We start from the raw sequence: 15,134 nt of genomic DNA on the forward strand, positions 1-15,134 counted from the left end.
TAAAGAGGTAAGAACCAAGACATTACATCTTTTATCTTTTTACCTTCTGTCTTTTCTCTAAAAATCGTTAGAATTAAAATTATTTATTCAGCAACAAAAGAAGAGGTTGCCCTCTTCCTTTATTTATTTTTTTGTCTTATTTCAATAAGTCAGCTACGTAAGGTAGTAAAGAAAGGTGTCTTGCTCTTTTGATTGCAGCAGAAACTTTTCTTTGGTATTTTAAAGAAGTTCCAGTGTATCTTCTTGGTAAGATCTTACCTTGCTCGTTTACAAACTGTAATAAGAAATCAGCATCTTTGTAATCAACGTGCTTAATTCCGTATTTTTTGAATCTACAATATTTCTTTTCAGATTTTGTATTGATATCAAGTGGAGTAAGGAATTTTACTTCTGATTCTCCTCCAGCAGAGGCTTGTTTAGCCATTTCGTCTATTGCCATGTCTTGTCTTTTTTAAAAAATAGGGTTAATAATTAAGCTCTAGCCGCTTTGATTTTAGTTCTTCTAGTTACAGCGTACTCAACAGCGTGCTTGTCAAGTTTTGTAGTAAGGTAACGAATTACTCTCTCGTCACGTTTGAATGCTAATTCTAGGTCAGCAACTACAGTACCTTCACCTTTAAACTCGATTAAAGTGTAGAATCCATTCTTTTTCAATTGAATTGGATACGCTAATTTTTTTAGTCCCCAGCTTTCTTTGGCAACGATTTCACAGTTCTTTTCTTTTAAAAGATCTTCAAATTTTTTCACTGCTTCCTCTACCTGAGCATCAGATAGAACGGGAGTTAAAATGAAAACAGTTTCGTAATTGTTCATAATGTTAAATGAATTTGTTAATTATTTCGAGGTGCAAAATTAGAAAATATATTTGTAATATACAATAGTTGTGTGAATATTTGTGAGCAGATATAAAGTGGTGATGGATGGTGAGAAGAAAGGAACAAAGAATGAGAGATATTGAATATAGATGATGAATACTATAAACTCTGATCAATCTATTACTCCGGGACTGAAATCTGGGATCCTTACTGCAAAACTATTCCTTGCTTCTGATTTCAGCCAGAAAATTGACCTTAATCACATCATATAATGAATGCCTGCTCACCAGAATAGAAAGAAGAGAAGACACCATTCCTGCCAGCATCAGATGAAAGATCAATGAATGTCTGTCCGTCATTTCCAGCACAATAATAGCCGATGTAAAAGGTGCTCTGGTTATTCCTGTAAGAAAAGCTACCATTCCGGCCAGAATAACCACATTGGTTTCGTTGGGGGTTAAGTGAATGGCACCGGAGATCACAGATCCTATGCTGGCGCCGGCACTCAGAGCGGGAGCGAAAATTCCGCCTGCGCCACCGGAAGTAAAAGAAAGGGCAGGGCCAAGCATTCTTAAAATCGGGACATACCAGTCTTCGTGCTTATCTTTTGTAAAAAGGACCCGTTCCATGATTTCCTTTCCCGATCCGAGAATCTCCCTGTTGATGAAATAGGCAATGGAAGCAATCAACAGTGCGCAGATCACCAAAAAAATAACATTGGCTTTATCAGTTTTGAGCTTTCTTTTTTTCCAGTCGCTCATTCTAAGCATCAGGACAGATAGCTGGCTGGCCAGAATTCCTGAAGTTCCGGCAACAAGAATGATAGGAAACATCACCATTAACGAAACATCATTTGTTTTCGGATATCCAAGATACAGATAAGATCCGGCTAGCGTCTGAGCGGTTAAACCTGCAATGATTACCGCCGTAAATAAAGCAGTCTTAAAATAATTGATATGTGTTTTTGACAATTCTTCCACCGCAAATACAATTCCGCCCAAAGGAGTATTAAAAGCCGCTGCAAGTCCCGCTGCTGCCCCGGTCATAATCATATTTTTCTTTGATATTTTCGGCCACCAGTGAGGAAGGTATTCATTCACTTTTCTGAAAACGGAACCGGCAATCTGGATGGTTGGCCCTTCACGTCCCACAGCGCCACCTCCGATGACCAGAACGACGGATGAAATGATTTTGAATACAATGATTTTTAGGCTTAAAAGACTCCTGATCTTGGTGTGTTCCTTTGGGTTGGCCAGTTCCACAGCTGCCATCACCTGTGGAATGCCGCTTCCTTTGGCGTAGGGTGCGAATTCTTTCACCAGCCACCAGGAAAGCACAAAACCGATGGGAGCAATAATGAAAATCGTCCAGGCGTGCCAGTTCATCATGAAATTCAGCAGATGCTCTCCCCATGCAAATATCTTGGCATACATCACCGCAAAAAAACCGGTGATCACAGATCCGATCCAGAAAGGAATCGCCTGAAGAAGGTTATTCTTCAGCTGTTCGTTGCGGATGTTGTCAAAAGACTTTTTAAGGCCTTTTCGCAGGAGGGAGAAAATTTTCAGCATTGGTTTGTTTTATAGGGCACAAAGTTAAAAAGGTAAAATTAGATTTCTTTGAGAAAGTTGGCTGTCATTAAAGCGTTGTTTACAGAAAGATCTTTAGGTAACCCAAAACTTAACAGGTTGTTTTTAATGGTCAGTTGAAACTCGTCATCAGGGAATGCTTTGATTGTTTTTTTTCTATCAAGGGTTAAAAATGACATGGTTTTATACTGATCACTTCCCAAAACATAGAAATCTTTAAAGTCCGAATCTTTATTGAAATTAATAGAAAAACTGCTGAAAATTCCTGCTATTTTATCAGCGAGTTTCTTTTTGTTGATGGTAATAAACCCAAAATTATCATTTAATTTTTTGAGTCCCCAGATTTGCAGACTGTCATATTCACTGGTTGTACGGGCTCCTTTTACCGTTGTTCCTTTTTTATTGACAATAAACAGATAAAAAGAAAACTTTTTGTACCTGTCTGTAATGCAGTAAACTATTTTTGGAGCGATCAATGGATTTTCGTCATCAGTTTTGAACTCATTATAAGGAGACTGTTCAATCCTTATCACCGAAAGGTCATAATTTTCAAATAACTTTTCATAAACTTCCAGAATTAAACTTTCCTCTTTTTTAGAAAAGTCAAATAGTTTAGAAGGATGTAATTTTCTGAAATCTAATTCCATGAATGCAAATTTGTACGTTTTTAAAGATAAAATTATTTCAGGATAATTCCTATACCCAATATACGACCAGTGGAAAGAATATCGGCTCTGTTGTGTTAATAAGGTTTAAAGCATTTATATTAAAACGAATCCTGTTAAAAAAGATCGGTTCATAGCTGAAAATAGAGTTGTTTTTTTAATTAGGCAATTGGATGATTTATACTTTCAGAGAGGGATTGACTTAAAAATACAGATAATCTTTTAATAGAAAAAACCTCCGAATTTTTCGGAGGTTTTGTATGGTAAGATGTTTTGACAAGTTCAACATATCTTTTGGATAAGAGATCACTTATCAATCATCATGGATTAAATTTCCGTATTCAGATCCCAGTTCTGAAGATAATCGTGAACATGTTTAAGCATCATTCCGCCTAGAGATCCGTCTACCACTCTGTGATCATAAGAGTGAGACATGAACATCAGCTGGCGGATGGCAATTACATCACCGTCTTTCGTTTCAAGAACTGCAGGTTTTTTAACGATAGCTCCGATCGCTAAAATAGCGACCTGAGGCTGAGGAATAATCGGAGTTCCCATAAGGTTTCCGAAACTTCCTACGTTAGAGATCGTATAAGTAGCTCCCTGAGTATCTTCAGGTCTTAATTTCTTATTTCTTGCTCTGTACGCTAAATCATTAATCGCTTTTGCCAAGCCTGAAAGGGATAACTGATCCGCATTTTTAATGACAGGAACGATAAGGTTTCCGTCTGGTAAAGCAGTTGCCATACCAATATTGATGTTTTTCTTTTTAATGATGTTGTCGCCACTGATAGAAACATTGATCATTGGGAAATCCTGAATTGCTTTCACGATCGCTTTCACGAAAATCGGCATGAAAGTTAGTTTTTCACCTTCACGTTTTTCGAAAATATCTTTATGCTTATTTCTCCATTTTACAACGTTGGTAACGTCTGTTTCGATGAAAGAAGTCACGTGTGGAGCAATATGCTTTGCTTTTACCATGTTTTCAGCAATGATCTTTCTCATTCTGTCCATCGGGATGATTTCATCACCTGCTGCTACAGAAACAGTAGATACCGGTGCCGAAACCGGAGCTTTTGGCGCTGCAGGCGCTGCCTCCTGTACCGGTACAGCTTGTTGAGCTGGCTGGCTTCCTCTGTTGGAAACGTAGGCTAATATATCTTCTTTTGTAATTCTGCCCTCTAAACCACTTCCTTTGATAGACTTCAGTTCAGATTCAGAGATGTTTTCCTGCTGTGCTATTGATTTTACAAGCGGTGAAAGGTAAAGGTCTCCTGAGAATTCTACAGCTGAAGCAGTTTGCAACGGCTCTTCAATTGTTTTTAAGGTTTCAGTATCCGGAGCAGCTGCGGGAGTTTCTGTTGTCACCTCCTCTGAAGCTGTATTTCCGCCTTCTCCTTCAATTTCTAAAATAGCAATGGCTTCACCAACTTTAGCAACTTCGTCCTTCTGTTTAAGGATTTTTACAATTTTCCCCGAAACTGGTGTCGGAACGTCTGAATCTACCTTATCTGTTGCAATTTCAACTACGGAATCATCCTCTTTTACATTATCACCTTCATTGAATAACCAAGTGATAATTGTCGCTTCCATAACACCTTCTCCCATGGAAGGAAGCAATAATTTGTATTCTGCCATTTTTAATTTTTAGATTTTGACAAATATATAAAAAAAATCGGTTTTTTTATGAAATATATAATCTTAGACGAATTCAACATAAATATTCTCGCCTACATTAAGTCCAAACAGGCTTTTGGCCCCGTTTTTTTTACTTCCTTTATAGATCGTGAGCTCCAAAAGCTGGCTGTCATTGAAGATCGCAGCCGACTGTCCGTGGAATTCCGTTTCCCTTTCCCAGTCCGAAACGACTTCGGTGTGACTTGAAAAGACTCTTGAAAGTGTTAAATTCCTGAATTTTATGGTAAAACCTTCATTGCCTTTACCGGTGCTTTCAAAAAAGTCTTTACTGATATTCGAGATTATATTTCCGAAATTATCAATATAGGTTACTTCACCAATGATCATCTTTTCAGACTCATTGAAGACAGGCTTTGGAAATAAAAGCTCTTTAGCTGAATCTATTTTCCGCCCGATCACTTCAGGAAGCCCACCATTGGCCAAATGGACGGCAGCAGGGACAAAAACGTCCGTAGACGTGAAGTTCACAATATCATCAAAGCGATTGTTCAATGTGATCTCGTAGATTGCTTCCGGTTTGATGTCGAAAAAGACAAGACCTAAAAGTCCGTTATCTGCGGCCAGAAAATAAGAACCATCTGCTTTATACAATATGTTTTTCCTTGATTTGTGGTAAAAACTGTCTACAGAAAGGATATGAATGGTGCCTTTAGGAAAATATTTATATGCGTTTCGTACGATGTACGAGGTTTGTATAAGATTGAAAGCCTGAATATCGTGGGTAATATCAATGATATTTACCTCAGGATTCAGCGACAGAATTTTGCCTTTCACAGCGGCAACTCTGTAGTCTAAATTTCCGAAATCTGAAGTAATGGTAATAATCGACATTTGTAATTTGTAGAATGATAGAAATGCAAATTTATTTAAAATAAAGGGAAATAGGGAGGTTAAGGGTCATAAAAAATTTATAAAATCCTCGTCTGCTTCCGAATTGGTTTCCGGAAGGCAGAGGTTTATAATGCTTATGTTTTAATTAATGTGCTTTATTTGAATGAGTTTTGTGGAATTAGATCAAAGCGCAACAGATGTATTGTTTTTTACATAGATTCTGATGATATCAATAGACCATGCCCATACAATATGCCCGAACAGCTCAGAAATATGTTCTTCCCAGGGCTGATTCCATGGGGCGGGAATAGTACCCATCAGCGGCATAATGACGACATGGAAAAGTACATAAACGATTACCCCGTACAATGCTCCGTTCGCCAGAGTTATTGTTTTGTAGCGCTCACTGAGCCAGTAATAGAGCCATGCAAAGAAAAAACTGAACCCAAAATGCACGATAAAACTAAAAATAGGTCTGGCATTTTCATTGTACAGATAAGAGTAATGGGAGAGATCTTTGGACATTCCCAGCTGTTCCAGTAAAGTTTGCGGAGGATTGGTAGCATCCCTTTCCGGAGTACGGGGAGGAAAAGGCACTTCCCATCCGAATTTAACAATCGCAGATAAAAAGCCGCCTATGAGGGTTGCTTTGCATAAAGGGAATTTTTTCATTTGTGTTTTTGATGATATTGATGAATTGTTAAAATGGAATAGATACATAACAGAATAAATGTACAAATTATTGTTTACAGTTTTTGCAAGTAAGAATAAACAACTATAGGTTGTAAAGATTGTAGAAAAGAATTGGCATAAATTTGAAAAAAAGCTTTAATTTTAAAATCTAAATAAAAATAAAATACTGCATGTTTGAATTAACATATGATTTGGAAGATGTCAATGTAAAGACCTTCTATGGCGTTAATAATCAATATTTCAATTTATTAAAATCAAGCTTTCCTACGCTTAAGATCACAGGGAGAGATCATTTTATCTTCGCGATGGGTAATCAGGAAGCTTTAGATATATTTAAACTAAAACTGGATGACATTGTAAAATTTATCTCTGAAAATAATTCTATTGCTCTGAAAGATTTAGAGAATGTACTGAATATCAAGGATGAGAACGAAAAACATCTGATTTTTGACCAGGATATTATTGTCAAAGGAGTGAATGGAAAGATTATCAAAGCTAAAACTACGAATCTTAAAAAACTGGTAAAAGAAACCGAGAAAAAAGATATGGTGTTTGCCATTGGCCCCGCAGGAACAGGTAAAACCTATACCAGTGTAGCATTGGCGGCAAGAGCTTTAAGAGATAAAGAAGTCAAAAGAATCGTTTTGACAAGACCGGCGGTAGAGGCAGGGGAAAGTCTGGGATTTCTTCCCGGAGACCTGAAAGAAAAGCTTGATCCCTATTTACAGCCTTTATATGATGCATTGAGAGATATGATTCCGCACGAAAAACTGGAAGGTTTTATGGAGAAAAAAGTGATTGAAGTAGCACCATTGGCTTTCATGAGAGGGCGTACTCTTGATGATGCTTTTGTGATTCTTGACGAAGCCCAGAATACCACTCATGCTCAAATGAAAATGTTCCTGACCAGAATGGGGATGAATGCCAAGTTTATCATCACCGGAGATCCTACTCAGATCGATTTACCTCCAAAGCAACAATCAGGGCTGAAGGAGGCGATGAGGATCTTGAAAGATGTTAAAGAAATTGGTTTTGTCTATCTTACGGAAGAAGATGTGGTAAGGCATCCGGTTGTTAAAAAGATTATTCTAGCCTATAACGAGGAGGATAAGAGACTGAAAGATTAAGTCTTTGTGATCTGAATATTATTTTTGAATGAATTAGCTCTACTGCAGAATGACAATTCTGCAGTTTAAGATCGATCTACCCAATAAAATCTCAAAAAATTGCCCTGAGGAAATTTTTTTAAGTCGTACAGCTTTGAAAACAGTCTTTGCTGATGATCCCAATCTTAATTTTGAATCCAATGTAAATCACGGACTTTTTATTGGAGGTTATCTTTTTTAGGACTTACTGATTGGTAATACAGATCTTAATACCGATATCAAAACATTTTCTGTCAACCCGTTCTTTGGAGTGGAATATAATCTGAATAAGGGTTGGTTCGTACATGTGCGTTATACTTTCGGATGATAAGATATGGCTAAAAACAAACATGCGGAAGGTTGTGGAACTTAAAAAACAGCGACCTTCTGATGGGTAGATTATAAGTTTAAAAAAAAGTAAAATTTTGAAGAATTTTTATTGAACAAAATTGAAATTTGATAATGTTAGACACTATTTGGTGTTTTTGAAAAAAAACATTAGTTTTGCATCCGAATACTAAAAGAAAATCATGAAAAAACTTTTACTTATTGCAGCAGCAGCTGCGGTTAGCGTTAATTTAAGCGCTCAAGAAACTAGATTCGGAGCTAAGGCTGGTTACTCTCTTTCAACTTTAAAATTTAAGGACGGTGGAAATTCTGAAAATTCAGATCCTTCACACACTTTCTATGTAGGTGCTTTAGTAGAGCATAAACTAAGTGATAAATTTGCTCTTCAGGGAGAAGTTTTGTATTCTCCATTAGGAGGTAAAATAGAAGCATCGGAGGGTACCGAAGAAGCTTTTGTTGGAGCAAAATCAAAAATTAAGTTTGGAACTTTAATGGTTCCGGTTTCTGCTAAATATTTCATTACTGAAGGTTTATCAGTTTCTGCGGGAGCAAGTTTTGGCTTTATTCTTTCTGCAAAAACGAAATATGAAGTGAATGCAGGACTTGGTTTACCGGGATTTGATATTTCAATAGGAGATGACGTTGATATTAAAGATCAGACCAATACTTTAAATATCGCTCCTTTCCTTGGTGCAGAATATGCATTGGAAAACGGATTGTTCTTTGACGCAAGATACAATATGGGAGTATCTAACTTGGCAAAAGATTCTGGAGACGGAAAACTAACCAACAGCTTTTTACAAGTGGGTGTAGGTTTCAAATTCGGAGGAAACTAATTCTTTAGAACTGATTTAAAAACACAGAGCGGGACAAATTTTGTCCCGCTTTTTATTGTTACCATAGGTGCTTTCGAGCTGTTAAGTAGTGCAGCTCACGCGCAGGAAGGTTTTAAATCAGGATGACACATCGGTACTTCATCGTTACTGTAAATATTGGGTACAACTTCTTCCTTAAATAAGAAAATAGCAGGAGTAATACATTCAATTCCGGCTTTCTGGTTGGATTTTTTCTGTAAAAGCCCTGACGAATATTCGATATGTCCAGCTATTATGAATGAATAAGAGGATATATTTATTGTAAAGAGAGAAATCTTCCTGATATACAAGCTATTGTTTAATTTTTAAGACTAATGTCTTAAATGTTAACATTTTAAGATAATATCGTTCACAATAATTTAAAATAATAAGGAATTTGTAAGAAAATGATAAATCTAAAAAATCAAGTATATTTCACTCCTGTTGTAAAATTGTAATTTTTTTATTCTAAATATTGTGAAAAAATCAAAAGCCTCTAATGAATACGTTTTAATGTCGAAAAACACCAATATTCATCAATGATATTAATCACGTTAACAAATTTTAATATTAGCGGGACCCACTGTAAATTTGCCCTCAGAAAGTATTAAAATTATTATAAAATGAAAAAATTAGTATTAGCTGGTGCAATTGCACTTTTCGGTTTATCTAATGCACAGATTGCAAAAGGAACAACTTATGTGTCAGGAACTTTAAACTTTTCTTCAACAGAAAACAACAATAACAATAAAACAAATAACGAGTTAACTTTAGTTCCTACAGTAGGATACTTTGTTGCTTCTAATGTAGCTATTGGGGTAGGAGTAGGATATGCTTCTGCAACTGAGAAAGTAGACGGTGACTTAGTTGACACAAAATTCACTAAATCTGCTGTTGTTGTTGAGCCTTTCGTAAGAAAGTACTGGACTTTAGGAGAGAAATTCTTTATTTTCGGTCAGTTATCAGTACCAATGCAATTTGGAAATGATAAGAATGAAGTATCTACAAGCAACACTTCAGTGACAACAAAAGAGAAATTCAACTCTTTCGGAGTTGCTGTTAAGCCAGGTTTAGATTATTTCTTAAACAAAAACTGGACTCTTGAAGCTACTATCGGTGAATTCGGTTACAGTAACTTTAAATACAAGGATGCTAAGAGCGTAAATAACTATAATTTCGGTCTTGATTTAGCATCAGTTGGAATTGGAGTTAAATATGTATTTGCTAAGTAATTAACAAACACATTTATAAAATTAAGAGCCCTAAGATTTATTTTGGGGCTTTTTTTATCTTTAAAAACAATATTTTATATTAATAATAATCATGAAAAAAATCTTATTAGCATCAGCTCTTGCATTTTTTGCAGGCATGAATGCACAAACAAAATTTGGAGTAAAAGCAGGATACGCCTTATCAAATTTAAAATCTAATGAAGATCTTGATGCTTTTGAAGGGGCCAACGGAGGCTTGAAATCTAAATCAGGGTTTTATGTAGGTGCTTTGGTAGAGCATAAATTCACGACTAAATTTGCTTTGCAGGGAGAAGTTCAGTATGCCAACTTAGGAGGTAATGTTGAAGTTTCAACAATGGGCATCACGGTTACAGAAAAATTAAATTTTAACAGAATCGTAGTTCCGGTATCGGCAAGATATTATGCTACTCCTGAATTAGGATTGTATGCAGGCCCTTTTGTAAGCTTCAGAACAAGTACTAAAGTGAATATAGATGTATCAGGAGGAATAGCAGACCAACAGGTCTTGAATGCAGGTGAAAATGCTTTGGAGAAAAATTTTGAAGACAATCTTAAGTCTACAGAATTTGGACTGTTTTTAGGAGCTGACTATAATGTATACAAAGGGTTATTTGTAGATGCCCGTTACAGTTTCGGACTTACCAATATGATTAAAAATCCATCCAACGACGAGAAGTTAAGAATGAATTTCTTCCAGATCGGTTTAGGATACAAATTCAAATAAAAAAAATAAAAAACTCTCAGAAATTCTGAGAGTTTTTTTATGTCTTATTGCTTTAAGAGATTTTATTTGCCCATCATTCCGCCCATTCCCGGCATATTTGGCATTTTGCTCATCATCTGCATCATTTGTTTTCCCTGAGGTCCCTGCATCATCTTCATCATTTTACCCATCTGGTCAAACTGCTTCATCAATTGATTGACATCTTCAATCTTTCGTCCTGCTCCTTTGGCAATTCTCTGTTTTCTCTGGCTGTTAATGATCGAAGGTCTTCTTCTTTCATCCGGAGTCATAGAGTAGATGATTGCTTCAATGTGCTTGAATGCATCATCGCTGATCTCAACATCTTTGATGGCTTTTCCAACTCCCGGGATCATGCCCATAAGGTCTTTCATATTACCCATCTTCTTGATCTGGTTGATCTGCTTCAGGAAGTCGTCAAAACCAAACTCATTTTTAGCAATCTTTTTGTGAAGTTTTTTAGCTTCTTCTTCATCAAACTGCTCCTGAGCTCTTTCTACCAGGGAAACAACGTCTCCCATTCCCAGAATTCTGTCTGCCATCCTTTCCGGATAGAAAACATCCAAAGCTTCCATTTTCTCACCGGTAGAGATGAATTTGATTGGTTTTTCTACTACTGAACGAATCGTTAAAGCAGCACCCCCTCTCGTATCACCGTCCAATTTGGTAAGAACAACACCGTCAAAATTCAAAGCATCGTTGAATGCCTTAGCTGTATTCACAGCATCCTGACCCGTCATGGAATCTACTACGAATAATGTTTCCTGAGGTTTAATGAAGTAATGTACAGATTTGATCTCGTTCATCATCTGTTCATCAATCGCAAGACGTCCTGCCGTATCGACGATGACCACATCGTGACCGTTAGCCTTTGCAAAGGCGATGGCATTTTCAGCAATAGTAGATGGATTGGTAGAACCGTCTTCCGTAAATACCGGAACGCCGATCTGGCCACCTAATACTTTAAGCTGGTCGATCGCAGCGGGACGGTAAACGTCACAGGCTACCAATAAAGGTTTTTTTGCTCTTTTTGTTTTTAAATGATGAGCAAGTTTTCCAGAAAAAGTAGTCTTACCGGAACCCTGCAGACCCGCAATAAGGATCACAGACGGTTTCCCTGAAAGATTAATTCCTTCCTGAGAACCTCCCATGAGTTCTACTAATTCGTCATGAACGATTTTCGTCATCAACTGTCCCGGTGTAAGGGAAGTAAGAACGTTTTGCCCTAAAGCTTTATCCTGAACTCTTTTGGTAAGATCTTTTGCAACTTTATAGTTAACGTCGGCATCTACCAACGCTCTACGGATCTCCTTTACGGTTTCCGCTACGTTGATCTCTGTGATTTTTCCGCGTCCGGAAATATTATGTAAAGCCTTGTCTAATTTATCCTGTAAACTATTAAACATATTGATTGTAAATTATAGGTTTGCAAAAATAAGGAATTTTTAGCATATCTAAAGTGTTCTGACACGTAATATTATATATATAGAAAAAATGATAAAAATCAAATCGTATGAAAATACGATAGAAAAAGTCTATTTTTGCGATCAGTTAAAATAAACCTTGGTATTTATAGAGGTTGAAAATAAGTTTATAATGAAATTAAATCCTAATATCCTGGTCACGGTATTATTCTTTTTAACATTTTTGATCCATTTTTCCCTTTGGAAATTTGTTTTTCACTTAGATGAGATTATTATTGTTAAATTTTATCTTTTTTTAAGTGTCATGTTTATGCTGATGATTACAATGATTGTTTTAATTAATAGAGTAGTGCCGGAATTTTTAGGACTCTCTGTGATCGGTTTGATCCTTTTAAAATTCGGTTTAATGTACTTAATCAGGAAAAAATTGAACTTTGAAGTCATTCCAGGCTATAAATTTCATTTTATTATCCCTTATTTCGTCCTGACGACGCTGCTTACCTACTATGCGATTAAGCTGATTAATCATGACAAAAAACAGTAAAATTATTTATTGAAAATAGAAAAAAAATTATATTTTTGCACAACGAAAAAAACCTATCAATGTTTAAGAAATTCGCAGTTTTATTCTACAGTATTTTTGTATTAAACTTAGTGTCCGCACAGCACGGTGAGGCTGCTGCTGGAACAGCTCCTGGACAAGAGCTTTCAGAAAAAGACAAAACAAGTAAAGAAAACAAAGAGTTCATCGATCATCACTTGTTGGATGCTCATGACTTTACATTGATGGTGGATAAAGATGGTCACCACATCGGATTCCCTCTTCCAGTTATTTTTTATGATAACGGTATTCATTCTTTCATGAGTAACAAAGAAGGTTTCATGCACGGTGAGCCAACTGAAGTAGATGGTTCTTATTATAAATTACACCACGAGAAAATTTATAAAACAGACGCAGCCGGAACCTTAACCCTTGGAGAGGATGGTCATCCTACCAATGAAAAGCCTCTAGATCTTTCTATTACAAAGAGTGTCCTTATTCTTTTATTAGTATCCATCTTTATGTTGGTATTATTTGGCGGAATGGCGAAGTCTTATAAGAAGTCTGTTGTTCCTACAGGAGCGGCAAGATTCTTAGAGCCGTTAATCATTTTCGTAAGAGACGAAGTAGCAATCCCGAACATCGGTCATAAATACAAAAGATTTATGGGGTACCTGTTAACAGTGTTCTTTTTTATCTTATTCCTTAACGTATTAGGATTAATGCCATTCGGAATCAATGTTACAGGTAATATTACGATGACATTCTTCCTGGCTATCCTTACTTATTTAATCACTACATTCTCTGCTAACAAAGATTACTGGAAGCATATCTTCTGGATGCCGGGAGTTCCTGTGCCAATGAAGCTGATCATGTTGCCAATCGAATTATTAGGAACAATCACTAAACCTTTCGCATTGATGATCCGTCTTTTTGCTAACATGACTGCAGGACACATCGTAGTTATGAGTTTGATAGGATTGATCTATGTGTTTAAGAACTTTGCAGCAGGGGTTGCATTCCCGTTCTTAACATTGGTAATCTATTTACTTGAAGTATTGGTAGCATTCTTACAGGCTTATATCTTCACGATGTTATCCGCTTTGTTTATCGGAATGGCAGTACAGGAGCACGAGCACGAACATCATGCTGCTCACTAATTGGAATTATAAATTAAAGTAAAACAAATTTTTTAAAATTATATATTATGGAAATCCCTAAAATTGTAGGTGCTGGTATCGTAGTACTAGGTGTAGGTATTGGTCTTGGTAAAATCGGAGCTGCTGCTCTTGAGGCTATCGCTAGACAACCTGAGCAATCTGGAAAAATCCAAACAGCTATGCTTATCGCTGCTGCACTTGTTGAAGGTGTTGCGTTTGCTGCTCTATTCGCAGTAAACTAATTAAAATCAAACCATTACCCATAACGGTTGGTTACGGGTAATGGTTATTTAAGAAAAAAAAGTAATAATTATTTATACATTTATATAATGGAATTAATTCACCAGTTTTCATCAGGATTATTTATTATCCAGTCTGTTATTTTTCTAGCATTATTATTTTTGTTAGGCAAATTTGCTTGGAAACCTATTTTAAAATCGATCAACGACAGAGAAACTTCTATTGTTGATGCTCTTAATCAAGCTAAATTAGCAAGAAAAGAGATGGAGACTTTAAAAGAGGATAACGAAAGAATTATTCGTGAAGCTAAAATCGAAAGAGATGCTATCCTTAAAGAGGCCAGAGAAATTAAAGATAGAATCGTAGGTGAGGCTAAAGATGCTGCTAAAAACGAAGGAGACAAAATCATTGAAGCTGCTAAGCAGACGATCCAGACTGAGAAAAACGCTGCCATGGCAGACATCAAAACTCAAATCGGTGTTTTATCTGTAAACATCGCTGAATCTATCCTTAAGCAGAAGTTGGACAACAACGAAGCTCAAAATGAATTAGTTCAAAATTATTTAAACAAATCTAACCTTAACTAAGAATGCTTACATCTAAAGTAGCTAAAAGATACGCACAGGGATTGCTTGACTTCACCAACGAATCGGGCCAGACAGCTGCTGTATTTTCTGAAATGAAAGATGTAGTGAAGATCATGTCTCAATCTGTAGATTTGAACAAGTTCTTTCTTACCCCTTACATTGATGCAAAAAAGAAAATAGAGGTAGCAGACCAGATCTTCAAAAGTTTGTCGGTTTCTTCACTGAACCTGATCAGACTAGTGATCAAGCACGGGCGTGAAAACCAGCTGAAGAATATTGCTCAGGAGTTCATCAACAAGGTAGAAGATATCAACGGAGTACAGAGAATTACTCTTACTACAGCGACTCAGCTTTCTAAGGAGAATATTGATCAGATCCTGAGATCTACCAATCTGGTAAAAGCAGATTCAAACTTTGATCTTAATGTAAACGTAAAACCTGATATTTTAGGAGGGTATATTTTAAGAGTAGGAGACCAGCAGATTGATGCATCTGTGAAAACCAAATTGAGTCAGATTAAAAAAGATTTTCATTTAAATTAAGAAA

At 36.3% G+C, this 15,134-nt stretch carries 17 protein-coding genes; 9 read left to right on the top strand and 8 right to left on the bottom strand.

Translation table 11 applies throughout. The features are described 5' to 3' along the window. Nucleotides 1–136 precede the first annotated feature (136 nt). The 7 genes from rpsR to EG346_RS17970 form a co-directional block, all read right to left on the bottom strand. The gene (rpsR, locus tag EG346_RS17940; RefSeq protein ID WP_034706728.1) at nucleotides 137–439 is read right to left on the bottom strand and encodes a 30S ribosomal protein S18; all 303 of its coding nucleotides are present in this window, start codon (nucleotides 437–439) and stop codon (nucleotides 137–139) included. 32 nt (nucleotides 440–471) lie between these two features. Beyond that, nucleotides 472–813: a 30S ribosomal protein S6 gene (gene rpsF, locus EG346_RS17945; RefSeq protein WP_073336304.1), complete on the bottom strand. Its 342-nt coding sequence runs from the start codon at nucleotides 811–813 to the stop codon at nucleotides 472–474. Between the two features lie 220 nt (nucleotides 814–1,033). Next, nucleotides 1,034–2,386: a chloride channel protein gene (locus EG346_RS17950; protein WP_123880541.1), complete on the bottom strand. Its 1,353-nt coding sequence runs from the start codon at nucleotides 2,384–2,386 to the stop codon at nucleotides 1,034–1,036. A 38-nt stretch (nucleotides 2,387–2,424) separates the two neighbouring features. Continuing rightward, nucleotides 2,425–3,051 carry a hypothetical protein gene (locus EG346_RS17955; RefSeq protein WP_123880543.1) on the bottom strand — a complete coding sequence of 209 codons (627 nt, stop codon included), beginning with the start codon at nucleotides 3,049–3,051 and terminating at the stop codon, nucleotides 2,425–2,427. 345 nt (nucleotides 3,052–3,396) lie between these two features. Further along, nucleotides 3,397–4,710: a dihydrolipoamide acetyltransferase family protein gene (locus EG346_RS17960; protein WP_073336308.1), complete on the bottom strand. Its 1,314-nt coding sequence runs from the start codon at nucleotides 4,708–4,710 to the stop codon at nucleotides 3,397–3,399. Between the two features lie 63 nt (nucleotides 4,711–4,773). Beyond that, the gene (locus EG346_RS17965; protein ID WP_073336310.1) at nucleotides 4,774–5,601 is read right to left on the bottom strand and encodes an SAM hydrolase/SAM-dependent halogenase family protein; all 828 of its coding nucleotides are present in this window, start codon (nucleotides 5,599–5,601) and stop codon (nucleotides 4,774–4,776) included. A gap of 183 nt (nucleotides 5,602–5,784) precedes the next feature. Beyond that, a complete protein-coding gene (locus EG346_RS17970) occupies nucleotides 5,785–6,273 on the bottom strand; it encodes a YagU family protein (protein WP_123880545.1) in 489 nt (162 codons plus the stop codon). 191 nt (nucleotides 6,274–6,464) lie between these two features. Between EG346_RS17970 and EG346_RS17975 the strand changes: the two genes are divergently transcribed. The 4 genes from EG346_RS17975 (at nucleotide 6,465) to EG346_RS17990 (ending at nucleotide 10,618) form a co-directional block, all read left to right on the top strand. Further along, nucleotides 6,465–7,421, top strand: a complete 957-nt coding sequence (locus EG346_RS17975; RefSeq protein ID WP_073336313.1) for a PhoH family protein — start codon at nucleotides 6,465–6,467, stop codon at nucleotides 7,419–7,421. Nucleotides 7,422–7,969: 548 nt separating this feature from the next. After that, entirely contained in the window at nucleotides 7,970–8,623 is a 654-nt protein-coding gene (locus EG346_RS17980; RefSeq protein ID WP_123880547.1) for a porin family protein, read from the top strand. A 641-nt stretch (nucleotides 8,624–9,264) separates the two neighbouring features. After that, a complete protein-coding gene (locus EG346_RS17985) occupies nucleotides 9,265–9,873 on the top strand; it encodes an outer membrane protein (protein ID WP_073336318.1) in 609 nt (202 codons plus the stop codon). A gap of 91 nt (nucleotides 9,874–9,964) precedes the next feature. Beyond that, nucleotides 9,965–10,618, top strand: a complete 654-nt coding sequence (locus tag EG346_RS17990; protein WP_073336320.1) for a porin family protein — start codon at nucleotides 9,965–9,967, stop codon at nucleotides 10,616–10,618. 62 nt (nucleotides 10,619–10,680) lie between these two features. Here the strand turns inward: EG346_RS17990 and ffh are convergent, their stop codons facing one another. Continuing rightward, nucleotides 10,681–12,042 carry a signal recognition particle protein gene (ffh, locus tag EG346_RS17995; RefSeq protein WP_073336322.1) on the bottom strand — a complete coding sequence of 454 codons (1,362 nt, stop codon included), beginning with the start codon at nucleotides 12,040–12,042 and terminating at the stop codon, nucleotides 10,681–10,683. A 190-nt stretch (nucleotides 12,043–12,232) separates the two neighbouring features. Here ffh and EG346_RS18000 point away from each other — a divergent pair, with 190 nt between their 5' ends. From EG346_RS18000 to atpH, 5 genes are all read left to right on the top strand, one after another. Then, nucleotides 12,233–12,604: a hypothetical protein gene (locus EG346_RS18000; RefSeq protein WP_034725372.1), complete on the top strand. Its 372-nt coding sequence runs from the start codon at nucleotides 12,233–12,235 to the stop codon at nucleotides 12,602–12,604. A 59-nt stretch (nucleotides 12,605–12,663) separates the two neighbouring features. Then, nucleotides 12,664–13,761: a F0F1 ATP synthase subunit A gene (gene atpB, locus EG346_RS18005; protein WP_123880549.1), complete on the top strand. Its 1,098-nt coding sequence runs from the start codon at nucleotides 12,664–12,666 to the stop codon at nucleotides 13,759–13,761. Between the two features lie 47 nt (nucleotides 13,762–13,808). Further along, nucleotides 13,809–14,003, top strand: coding sequence for an ATP synthase F0 subunit C (atpE, locus tag EG346_RS18010; protein WP_002979108.1), 195 nt, complete (start codon nucleotides 13,809–13,811; stop codon nucleotides 14,001–14,003). A gap of 87 nt (nucleotides 14,004–14,090) precedes the next feature. Further along, entirely contained in the window at nucleotides 14,091–14,588 is a 498-nt protein-coding gene (locus EG346_RS18015) for a F0F1 ATP synthase subunit B (RefSeq protein WP_034745161.1), read from the top strand. Between the two features lie 2 nt (nucleotides 14,589–14,590). Continuing rightward, nucleotides 14,591–15,130 (top strand): ATP synthase F1 subunit delta, encoded by a 540-nt coding sequence (gene atpH / locus EG346_RS18020; RefSeq protein WP_073336326.1) that lies wholly within the window; start codon nucleotides 14,591–14,593, stop codon nucleotides 15,128–15,130. Nucleotides 15,131–15,134 lie beyond the last annotated feature (4 nt).

The organism is Chryseobacterium carnipullorum (assembly GCF_003815695.1).
Lineage (GTDB): Bacteria > Bacteroidota > Bacteroidia > Flavobacteriales > Weeksellaceae > Chryseobacterium > Chryseobacterium carnipullorum.

Coding starts and splice junctions, on each gene's coding strand:
- rpsR (WP_034706728.1), bottom strand. CDS start 439: ATGGCAATAGACGAAATGGCTAAACAAGCCTCTGCTGGAGGAGAATCA.
- rpsF (WP_073336304.1), bottom strand. CDS start 813: ATGAACAATTACGAAACTGTTTTCATTTTAACTCCCGTTCTATCTGAT.
- EG346_RS17950 (WP_123880541.1), bottom strand. CDS start 2,386: ATGCTGAAAATTTTCTCCCTCCTGCGAAAAGGCCTTAAAAAGTCTTTT.
- EG346_RS17955 (WP_123880543.1), bottom strand. CDS start 3,051: ATGGAATTAGATTTCAGAAAATTACATCCTTCTAAACTATTTGACTTT.
- EG346_RS17960 (WP_073336308.1), bottom strand. CDS start 4,710: ATGGCAGAATACAAATTATTGCTTCCTTCCATGGGAGAAGGTGTTATG.
- EG346_RS17965 (WP_073336310.1), bottom strand. CDS start 5,601: ATGTCGATTATTACCATTACTTCAGATTTCGGAAATTTAGACTACAGA.
- EG346_RS17970 (WP_123880545.1), bottom strand. CDS start 6,273: ATGAAAAAATTCCCTTTATGCAAAGCAACCCTCATAGGCGGCTTTTTA.
- EG346_RS17975 (WP_073336313.1), top strand. CDS start 6,465: ATGTTTGAATTAACATATGATTTGGAAGATGTCAATGTAAAGACCTTC.
- EG346_RS17980 (WP_123880547.1), top strand. CDS start 7,970: ATGAAAAAACTTTTACTTATTGCAGCAGCAGCTGCGGTTAGCGTTAAT.
- EG346_RS17985 (WP_073336318.1), top strand. CDS start 9,265: ATGAAAAAATTAGTATTAGCTGGTGCAATTGCACTTTTCGGTTTATCT.
- EG346_RS17990 (WP_073336320.1), top strand. CDS start 9,965: ATGAAAAAAATCTTATTAGCATCAGCTCTTGCATTTTTTGCAGGCATG.
- ffh (WP_073336322.1), bottom strand. CDS start 12,042: ATGTTTAATAGTTTACAGGATAAATTAGACAAGGCTTTACATAATATT.
- EG346_RS18000 (WP_034725372.1), top strand. CDS start 12,233: ATGAAATTAAATCCTAATATCCTGGTCACGGTATTATTCTTTTTAACA.
- atpB (WP_123880549.1), top strand. CDS start 12,664: ATGTTTAAGAAATTCGCAGTTTTATTCTACAGTATTTTTGTATTAAAC.
- atpE (WP_002979108.1), top strand. CDS start 13,809: ATGGAAATCCCTAAAATTGTAGGTGCTGGTATCGTAGTACTAGGTGTA.
- EG346_RS18015 (WP_034745161.1), top strand. CDS start 14,091: ATGGAATTAATTCACCAGTTTTCATCAGGATTATTTATTATCCAGTCT.
- atpH (WP_073336326.1), top strand. CDS start 14,591: ATGCTTACATCTAAAGTAGCTAAAAGATACGCACAGGGATTGCTTGAC.